Here is a 10,135-nt window from a genome sequence, read left to right on the forward strand (position 1 = left end):
CTGATACCTCCTTGATGATTTGAAATGAATAACTTTGCCGTCTTTAGTCACTGGTACCGATTTGCGTAGGCACTTGTCGCGTTTGGATTTGACACGGTCGATCTCGCGGTCGAAATATCTTTTGCCGTGGAAGTTGGTGATTTCAATCGCAACGCCAAGGTTATCGACACCGTAGGCTAGGTTCTTGTGATTAGGGTCGAGTGCGATGACTTTGGGCGGGCGCGTGCTAGCACCCTGACGAGCCTCCGGCCTAAACTGACGCACCACCGAGAGTACTGCATAGTAGCGGTCATGCTCGCGCTTGATTCTGAGCTGCTTGATGGTGGCGTCTGCGAAACATGACAGGGACTTTTCCACCGTACCTGTGATGTAAATCTGTTTACCCGCGGCATTCTTACCGAGGCTAATCCTGAGTGACCTACCATCAAGTTTAAATCCCTTGCCTGGCTCGTCATAGAGCAGAGAGAAAGGCTTGACCTTGTGACTGCGGAACGACGGCCAACCCGTCGGCTTGCCTTTACGCCTAGATTTACGCGATTTTTGGTAGTCTTGTATGACCCGACTAAGTCGCAGGGCAGTATTCTTGAGGGGTGAGCTATGCACGGACTTGAGGAATGGATGCGTCTTTTTCATGTCCGGGACTAGGTTGCGCAGGCCTCGATCAGCGTAAAGAATCTTGCCTGCGTCTTTATCTTGCGTAGCGACATAGCTATCACGCAGCTCATTAGCCCTTTGAAGTAGCTGATTATAGAGCCAATTGCAGATCTTCATTTGACCCTCGATGATGTGCTCATCTTCGGGACTAAGATCTAAAGCTAATTTAATCGCGCATTCCACAGGCGATCTCTCACAGGAAAATTCTTCACCTCAAGGAAAGGCGAGAGTAATGAGAGCATGATTCTCATGCAACAACATCTTGCTAGTTAATTGCAGATGTCCGTCACTGACACGGCGCGTTTATTTTTATGCGCACGCTTGCCATACAAACTTGGTGCCGCAGTAAGAGCATAGGTAAAAAATGATCTCAGCTCCGAATCGCAGCAATCGGTCCTTGTGAGTGAGCATCAGTCGGTCCACGCGGCCACCGAGAATCAAGTGAATCAGTTTTTTGAGACCGCGCTTTTTGTAGGGATGACAGGCGAGCCTAGGCGACTGTTATGCGCGAGGTCACATCCGCGATTAGGCCCAAGCTGTCTTGCAGGACGCGTAGCGAGTAGCGACGATGTCCGCCTGGCGTCCGGTACGCCGCCGCGATAGTGCCCTCTTGCTCCCACCGGCGCAGCGTTGATACTGAGGTGCCAAGTGCCCGACTCGCTTGACCTATTGACAAATACATAGGCGATACCTCCCTGCGTCCTATCGGCAGGGAGGGCGTAAGCTATTGAATGGGCATATTTAGGTGAGGATTTGGCTAGCTGTAGTCAGCCCCGGACTCTGGATCGGCGGTAGCGCAGTCTTCCTAAATAACAACTGATACTTTCAGTTCCTTGGTCGGCAATTTGCGGTGAGGCTAAGTAACTGAAACAGCTCGTTTTATTGATAATATTATTTATTATATAAATTTGTAATGAAGATGTTTTACTTTTTAAAAATTTTATAATATAAGCTCGTTGTCGGTTTAAAAAATTTTAAAGGGGTCTAACATGTCAGTCAAAGCAAAACTGGTTATCAGTGCGTGTCTCAGTGTTTTCGGATTAATCAGCAGCTCTGCCCTTGCCAATGAATATGCGTATGACGGCGAGGAGTGCTTCGACTCGGGCACCTACCACCAAGCCTATGTTCCATGTATTTCTGCAGTTGAAGGCTTCAGCCAAGGCTGGACTGGCAACAACAATAACAACAATAGCTGCTTCGCCTATAACCGCGACGGCAGAACCTGCTCGTTCGTTGGCTACTCCGAAGGCCAAAGTGGCACGCCTTGGGGCCAAGGTGCAGGTCAATTCCGCTGCACCAACGGCTGCTTGCAGTACGTCGGTCAGTAAGTCCTTACAGCCCTTGAGGCTGCGTGTCCAATGGACATGTATGTGATTTATCGCCTCACGGACGAGGCTTCTCATTTAGCTAGATGAACACTAGCAAAGCGACAGCGGCCCTGGGCCCCTTCGACGTTATCTGCAGTAAACACTGGCCTCTCCAGGCTGACTGTCGGTTTCACGAGGTACTGCAACGGGATTGAACTTTCTCATGTTATCGTGAGCCCTGAATCTTCCGCGCAAAAAATCAAGCTAAAGCCCAGCATTACTCCGTAACACTACAAAATAATAGTTAAGCCCTTAATGACGCGTCTTTATTCGCCGATAAGTGTGGAAATACCAGGAAACACAGGGCTGGATAACCACACAGATAGAGGTGAGTCTATGAGGCGTATGCAGACTAAACATGCGTTCTACGCTCTTTCCATGATTTCCATGACCATCGCATCCGTCATTGGTTGCGGCGGTGGATCTAAGGTTCAATTCGGTGCAACCGTGCCCACGACGTCAAGCGGCAAGTCACCGGCGCAGGCGCCATCTGAGGTGACTGAGACCGCGTCAGCGCAGCAAAATGATTCCATATCAGCGTCGACCGACTTGACTCCGGAGGAAGTCGCCAATTATCGCAGCGTCCTTACGCTGCTTGATGCGGCGAAAGTCGATATTCCAGATGATATACGACGTGAGTTAGTAGAGCTCGATGAACACGCCAATCCCAAGAGCGACACTGAAGGCGAAAGTTTAGCGCTTTTTGGATTTGGCGGGCGCAACTCCTCAACACAATCGTCTGGTTCAACGGGCCGCAGTGGAGTTCGGTCCTTTAACCTTTCGGCCCGAACCACAAATTTCCTCGCCAGGGCCGTAGGCATCGTGCCGGCCAGTGTCCTCATACCTATACTCGAATCGCCTCTTGGTGGCGTCGTATGTTTTCCTAACGGATTGCTACTAATTACTAATCCATTTGGCACAGCTTTGGATATCAATGGCAAGGGCAACTGTACGCGGGTCAATGGTGCCTTTATCAAAAAATTTGGCAATGGCAGATCCTGTATGTCCTGCCATTCTCCACTCGACACGTGGTCGATCAACACCAAGAACGTTAATCAAAGATTTAACGCGAGTCGGGGTAACGATCCCTTGTTCCGCCCAGTTGATGGTGCGAACTGCCCTAAAGCTGATGTTTCAACACTTGACGCTAAGCGGCAGTCGTACTCACTGCTCCTAAGCAAAGGCCTGATTCGCGTTGAAATGCCTGTACCGGCTACAGCAGAGTTTAAACTGATGGCATACACCGGAACCTACTGTAATCAAATCGATCGCGAAAAGCCGGTACTTTCTCTCTATCGTCGTCCATTGCCTACGACCAACCTGCACACAGTGACCACACTGATGTGGGACGGTCGCGACAGCATAACCAACGACCTGCATAAGGATCTAATCGAGCAAGCGCGACACGCCACGATGACACATGCTGAAGCCAAAGTAGCTCCCTCCCAAGCTGAACTCGAGCAGATGGTAAGTTTGGAGACCTCAATTGTAACCGCCCAAATCACGAGCAATTACGGTTTTAGTCTATCCACAACTCCAAATCAGAACGCGTCTCAGGTGTTGGCGGCGCACAAGCTCATCCCAAATGAGAACCTGAGTCCTTTCAACCCTAATGTATTTACTCTGTTTGACGCGTTCGCCAAATCAACAAACGCCGAGCAAAAAGCTCTTTATCGTGGCCAGCAGATATTCAATACCAAGAAATTTGCAGTTACCGGCATGGGAGCCTCGGTAACTTGCTCTACCTGTCACAACGCACCTAATGTCGGTAACAACACAGCCGTACCGGGACGTTTCTTTAACAACGGCATAGCCGAAGAAGAGTATAGAACTCGTGACATCCCCCTCTATACTCTGGCCAGCAGTGACGGCACCAAGACGGTAAAAGTGAGCGACCCGGGTCGCGCTCTGGTGACCGGCAAGTGGGAAGACATCGGCAAGTTCAAAGTCCCTACTCTGCGTGGCCTAGCCGATCGCGAGCCCTACTTCCACAATGGCAGCGCGGCCAAAATCGAGGATTTAGTCGAGTTCTACAACGAGCGTTTCGAACTCGATCTGAATTTGGAAGAGAAGATGGATCTGACGAAGTTCCTACTTGCTCTGTGATCGCCTGATCCTCAGCCTTAATTGACGATCAAAGCGCGCCGCCATCAGTGGTCCCTGATGGCGGCATTTCTTTTATGGGGAACACACTCCAATTGTAAAATGCGCCTCGAATTCCTGACCCACCCAGATCACAACCGACTGATTTTGAGTACTTACACTCTTCATTAAGCGTCTAAACACCCAATCCAACCACCCGATTTCCCAAGCGTTAACGAATTAATCTAAAGCTCTCATGTGCTTCTGTCGAAGTCACATTTAGAGAAAAGCGGAGGCTTACTGGACCGACCATGAGGCGTCCCCGATGGGACAAAACACTCAAAAACTACCGTATGTTACGGCTCGAGGCCTAGCCGTTCGCTGCCTTTTTATCATCAGTTTCGCCTACTTATACTGCTCCCCACTTCCGGCCTACGGCCAGGGCGTCGGTAGTTTACCAATGACTTACTCAGGAAGACTCACGACTCAAACCGGCGCTCCGCTTTCAGGTTCGGTCAACGTCACAGCGACCTTCTGGGACACGGAACTCGCCGGAACACAAAGAGGCGAGACCTTTAGCTTTACCAGCGTCAATCTTGCGGAAGGTATTTTCACCATCTACTTCCCGTTTACCGTACCTCAGGTACAAGACATCTTTGGCGACGGCACGACTTCAATATTTATAGAAATCGTCGCAGATGGAAAAACGTATCCACGCCAGAAATTTAACTACGTCCCTCTCGCCATGCGCATCCCTGTAGACGCTAAATCACTTAAGTTTAGCGAGACTAATGGCATACTCGGTATCAAAGGGAGCGATACAGCAAATGCTGGAAGTGTCTTAGTCAGCGACGGCTCGGGCGGTGTCAAATGGGATAGCGTCAGCGCCGCCAATTTTACGGCGAAGACTGTTAGCAATACCGATCCGACTGCAAATCAAGTTTTGACATATCAAAACGGCAAATGGGTAGCCGCCACACCTGCAGCAACAGTGACAGCCTCCGGTAGCGGGACCATCACAACAGGTACCGGCTTGACCGGTGGACCGATAACTACATCAGGAACTATCAGCCTCGCTGACACCGCAGTCAGTCCTGGCACATATACACGCGCTAATATAGTCGTCGATCAGCAAGGACGCATCACCAGCGCCATTACCTCAGCCGGCATCATCGATGCAGACATCTCAGCAACGGCAGCCATTGATCAGAGTAAGATCGCTGGACTCACAGCCGCACTCACGGCTAAACAGGATTCTATCGGATCCGGGACTGCATCTCAGTACCTGCGCGGCGATAAAACCTGGCAGTCTCTAAACACGGCAAACGTGCAGGAATCTGGCACGGCGCAATATTTCAGCGATGCGCGAGCCAGGGCTAGCCTCACAGGCATCACTCCCGTTATTTACTCTCCCATCACTGGTGAAATCGCTATAGCCCAGGCTGGGGGAACCCAGAACGGTTACCTCTCATCCACAGATTGGACGACATTCAACGCTAAACAAAACGCACTCGGCTATACCCCAGTGAATCGCGCGGGCGATACTATGAACGGCGCACTTAACATGGGCGGTCAGGGTATCACCGCTCTTGCTACACCAACCGCCGCTAGCGATGCTGCGACGAAAGACTACGTCGATACCACCACTAGTGCACTGCTCAAAAAAGATGGCTCCGTAGCACTCACCGGGCCATGGGCCGTAGGTGACGATCTTACTGATGTCGGGAATCTCACCTTGGCGCACGCCAAGACTCTGGGCCTCGGTGTTTTTGACAACGCCGCAGAAGCCACTATGACTGCCGCGCTGAATAACAGCGGGGCAAATTCTCCGGACAAGGGCAAAACCTGGTTTAATAAGGACACCAATCAGATCAAGTACTGGGACGGGTCGACGTCTAAAACTCTGGGAGTTTCCGGGGCAGGACTGACTAGCCTAAATGGTTTGACCGGCGGGACGCAAACTTTTGCATCAGGAAACGCAGGTGATAGCCCAGCCATAGTGTCCAGCGGCTCAGTGCACACACTCAACATCCCGCTGGCATCTGCAGGAGCCAGTGTGACTGCAGGGCTCGTTTCCAACACCGACTATGCCGCTTTTAATAGTAAAGTCTCCAGCGTCACGGGCACGTCACCCATTTCGGTCACCGGAACTACTGCGCCAGTTATCTCCATGGCGCAAGCTAGTAACAGTAATAGCGGCTTCCTCAGTGCTACCGACTGGGCGACATTCAACGCTAAACAAGACGCAGGGAACTACATAAGTCAGCTAGCGGGGGATGCAGCGATAGCCGGATTCGCCAATGGTACTGGAACTGTAAGTTTAGCCAGCGTCGCCATGGCAGGCACCGCAACCAAAGTTACCTACGATGTCAAAGGGCGCGTAACATCGGGCACTTCGCTCAGTGCCGCGGACATCCCAACACTCACGGCCAATCAAATCACAAACTCACTTGGCTACACTCCGGTTAATCGTGCTGGTGATTCTCTGAGTGGGGGGCTAAACCTTGGATCATTCGACATCAGCAATACCGGCAACATCCAGATGACAGCATCTAAAACTCTGGCACTCAGTAGCAACAGCGCGGACCCTGCCGGTCTTGTTGCAGCGGATAAAGGTAAAACCTGGTTTAACACCACCTCGAACCAAATTAAATACTGGGACGGATCGGCCGTCGTGGCAGTCGGAGCAAGCTTAAGCACCCTCAATGGCCAAACCGGTAGTACTCAGACCTTTGCCGTCCCAGGGACCTCCGGATCAGCACCAGCTTGGTCCTCAGCGGCCAACGCACATACGCTGAATATCCCGATGGCATCGACTGCCTCAGTCACAGCTGGTCTCATCTCTAACACCGATTATACGGCGTTTTCCAGCAAAGTAACCAATGTCACACAAGGCACGGGTATCGCGGTATCAACTGCAAGCGGTACTGCGACGGTAAGCCTAGCTTCTACGGGGACTGCTGGCACTTTTGTAAAAGTCACAACCGACGCCTACGGCCGCGTCACAGCTGGCACCAGTTTAATTTCAGCTGATTTACCGCCTCACAGTGCAGCTCTCATCACTTCTGGCTCCCTTTCACTAGCTAACGGTGGTACTGGCGCAGACCTGAGTAGCACCGGCGGTACGGGCCAGTACCTGAAGCAGTCAACAACTGGCGGCCCAGTTACGGTTGGTGCGCTGGCATCGGGTGATGTCATCGGAGCACTTGGTTTTACCCCCGTGAACAAAGCCGGGGATTCCCTATCTGGCGCGCTGAATTTAGGGTCAAACAAAATCATCAATCTAGCTACGCCGACAGCGGCTACTGACGCTGCCAACAAAAGCTACGTCGACGCGAATCTCGGTGGATCGCAATTTGACCAGACTTCAAAAATTAACGACTACGTCATCAAGTGGAACAACTCCCTCAGCAAGTATTATCTGGCAGCCGATCAGACGGGCTCAGCAGGTGGCGGCATCACGTCCTTCAATGGCCTCAACGCCGCCAGTCAAACTCTGGCGGTGGGCAGTGCTGGTACCACACCCGCATTCAGTTCTGCCACCTCGACTCATACGCTTAATATACCGATGGCGTCGACTGCCTCGGTAACGGCAGGTTTAATCTCAAATACCGAGTACTCCACATTCAACAGCAAACAAGCACCAGGCAATTACATTACTCAGGTCACTGGTGACGTGACTTTATCTGGATTCGCAAGTGGCACAGCGACAGCTACTCTAGCTAGCGTGGCTACTGCAGGCACTGCAACCAAAGTTACCTATGATGCCAAAGGTCGCGTACTAAGCGGCACTAGTTTAGCCGCAGCGGATCTTCCAAGCCATAGTGCAGGGCTGATCACATCCGGAACTCTCAACGTTGCCAACGGTGGTACTGGTGCAACCACCCTAGCAGCCAATAATGTGCTCCTTGGTAACGGCACTAATGCCCTTCAAACTATCGCCCCAGGCACAAGCGGTAACGTCCTCACCTCTAACGGCACCACCTGGCAAAGTACTGCGCTACCAGCTAGCATCTCCAGCGTCTCTGGCACGTCCCCGATCTCTGTCACAGGTACCACGACACCTGTGGTCTCGATCGCGCAAGCAAGCGGCAGCGCTAACGGCTTCCTAAGCTCTACTGACTGGACAACTTTCAACGCTAAACAAGCACCGGGTAACTACGTCACCCAACTCGCTGGTGATGCCACCATCGCTGGATTCGCCAACGGGACGGGTACCGTCAGCCTCGCAAGTATCTCAATCGCAGGCACTTCGACCAAAGTCACCTACGACGTCAAAGGACGCGTAACCTCTGGCACCTCACTGAGCGCAGCAGATATCCCGACACTGACCTCAACCCAGATCACCACCTCACTCGGTTACACGCCAATCAACCGAGCTGGCGATTCGATGAGCGGCGCCCTAAATCACGGTGCCTTCGATATCACCAACACCGGTACTATCCAGATGGCCGCGTCTAAGACTCTGGCCCTGAGTACCAACACCTCTGACCCAGCAGGTCTCGTCGCAGCAGATAAGGGTAAAACCTGGTTTAACTCCAGCACAAACCAAATTAAATACTGGGACGGATCTGCGGCTATGGCCCTAGGAGTGGCTGGATCAGGACTAAGCTCCCTAAACGGTCAGACTGGTAATACTCAAACATTTACCGTGCCAGGCACCTCGGGTACAGCACCAGCGTGGTCATCTGCTGCAAACACACATACGCTTAATATTCCGATGGCCTCGGTTGCCAGTGTCACCGCGGGTTTATTATCAAACGCGGATTACACGGCCTTCTCTAACAAAGTGACTAACGTCGCTCAGGGTACGGGCATCGCCGTAGCCACGGCCAGCGGTACTGCCACAGTAAACCTCGCAACGACTGGAACGGCCGGTAATTACACCAAAGTCACGACCGATGCTTACGGTCGTGTCACTGCGGGGACAAGCTTGCTCCCAGCGGATTTACCACCTCACAGCGCAGCTCTCATCACTTCAGGCACACTCAATGTCGCTAATGGTGGTACCGGAACTACAACCCTAGCAGCCAATAATGTGCTCCTTGGTAACGGCACTAATGCCCTTCAAACTATCGCCCCCGGCACCAGCGGCAATGTCCTCACTTCGAACGGCACCACGTGGCAAAGTACAGCACTGCCTGCCAGTGTCACCAGCGTCTCTGGCACATCGCCCATCTCAGTCACTGGGACGACCACACCTGTGGTCTCGATTGCGCAGGCAAGCAGCAGTGCCAACGGATTCCTCAGCTCGACTGATTGGACAACATTCAACAATATGTTAGCGAAATCAGGCGACACTATGACTGGTGTGTTAGCGCTTCCGGCTAATGGTCTGGTGGTTGGTACATCTCAGTTGGTGTCATTTAATGGGAACATTGGGATTGGGACCACGGCGCCGGAAGTCGAGCTTGATGTGGTAGGATCTAGTCTAAATAACCTTGGCGGTGCCGTATTGCATTACCGATCGCTCGCTACATATACCGGCGGCAGCGCGGTGACCGGAACCATGAAGATCACACTTCCAAAATTACGCTCTAACACTATGCTCCAGATTCGCATAAGCGGCTACAATTACAACGCAGCGGGCGCTTGGGAACTATTGATCGGTGGTTACAATCGTGCCACCGGCATTTGGGGAAATACTTCTGCGACCTTACATGGGCGAGCCCCTTTCAATAGTGTAAGGCTCGCCGAAGACGGCACTGCCAGCGTCATTCTTTTGGGTACAACAACGACTTCATGGGCGTATCCGAAAATCGTGGTGAATGAAGCTATAACCTCATATAGCACTAACTACACCGGGTGGGGATCCGGGTGGTCAATCGCTCCCATCACAGATGAATCGGGCATTGTTAATGTGGCCACACCGGATATCGATTTCTATGTCGCTTCCAATGGCAATGTCGGGATTGGGACTACGAACCCTACTCAAACATTGGTAGTAAATGGCGCTGGGAACATCACCAGCTTGGGTGTCGGTTCGGTGGCAGACTCTACTGTTGGCACTTTGCGGGTGACAGCCAATAGTG

4 protein-coding genes and 1 pseudogene are annotated in these 10,135 nt (G+C 52.1%); 3 read left to right on the forward strand and 2 right to left on the reverse strand.

From position 1 onward, the window contains the following. Both FJ146_18120 and FJ146_18125 read right to left on the reverse strand, forming a co-directional pair. The coding region (locus tag FJ146_18120; protein MBM4253889.1) for a transposase at positions 1-837 on the reverse strand (837 nt) is incomplete at its 3' end. 86 nt (positions 838-923) lie between these two features. After that, a pseudogene (locus FJ146_18125) lies at positions 924-1,336 on the reverse strand (MerR family DNA-binding transcriptional regulator). 307 nt (positions 1,337-1,643) lie between these two features. Between FJ146_18125 and FJ146_18130 the strand changes: the two are divergent. The 3 genes from FJ146_18130 to FJ146_18140 all read left to right on the forward strand — a co-directional run. Next, positions 1,644-1,982, forward strand: a complete 339-nt coding sequence (locus FJ146_18130) for a hypothetical protein (GenBank protein ID MBM4253890.1) — start codon at positions 1,644-1,646, stop codon at positions 1,980-1,982. Positions 1,983-2,276: 294 nt separating this feature from the next. Further along, positions 2,277-4,127, forward strand: coding sequence for a hypothetical protein (locus FJ146_18135; protein MBM4253891.1), 1,851 nt, complete (start codon positions 2,277-2,279; stop codon positions 4,125-4,127). Between the two features lie 301 nt (positions 4,128-4,428). After that, a partial coding sequence (locus tag FJ146_18140) for a hypothetical protein (GenBank protein ID MBM4253892.1) occupies positions 4,429-10,135 on the forward strand: 5,707 nt, incomplete at its 3' end.

It is taken from the genome of Deltaproteobacteria bacterium (assembly GCA_016874735.1).
In the GTDB taxonomy this organism is placed as follows: domain Bacteria; phylum Bdellovibrionota_B; class Oligoflexia; order Oligoflexales; family CAIYRB01; genus CAIYRB01.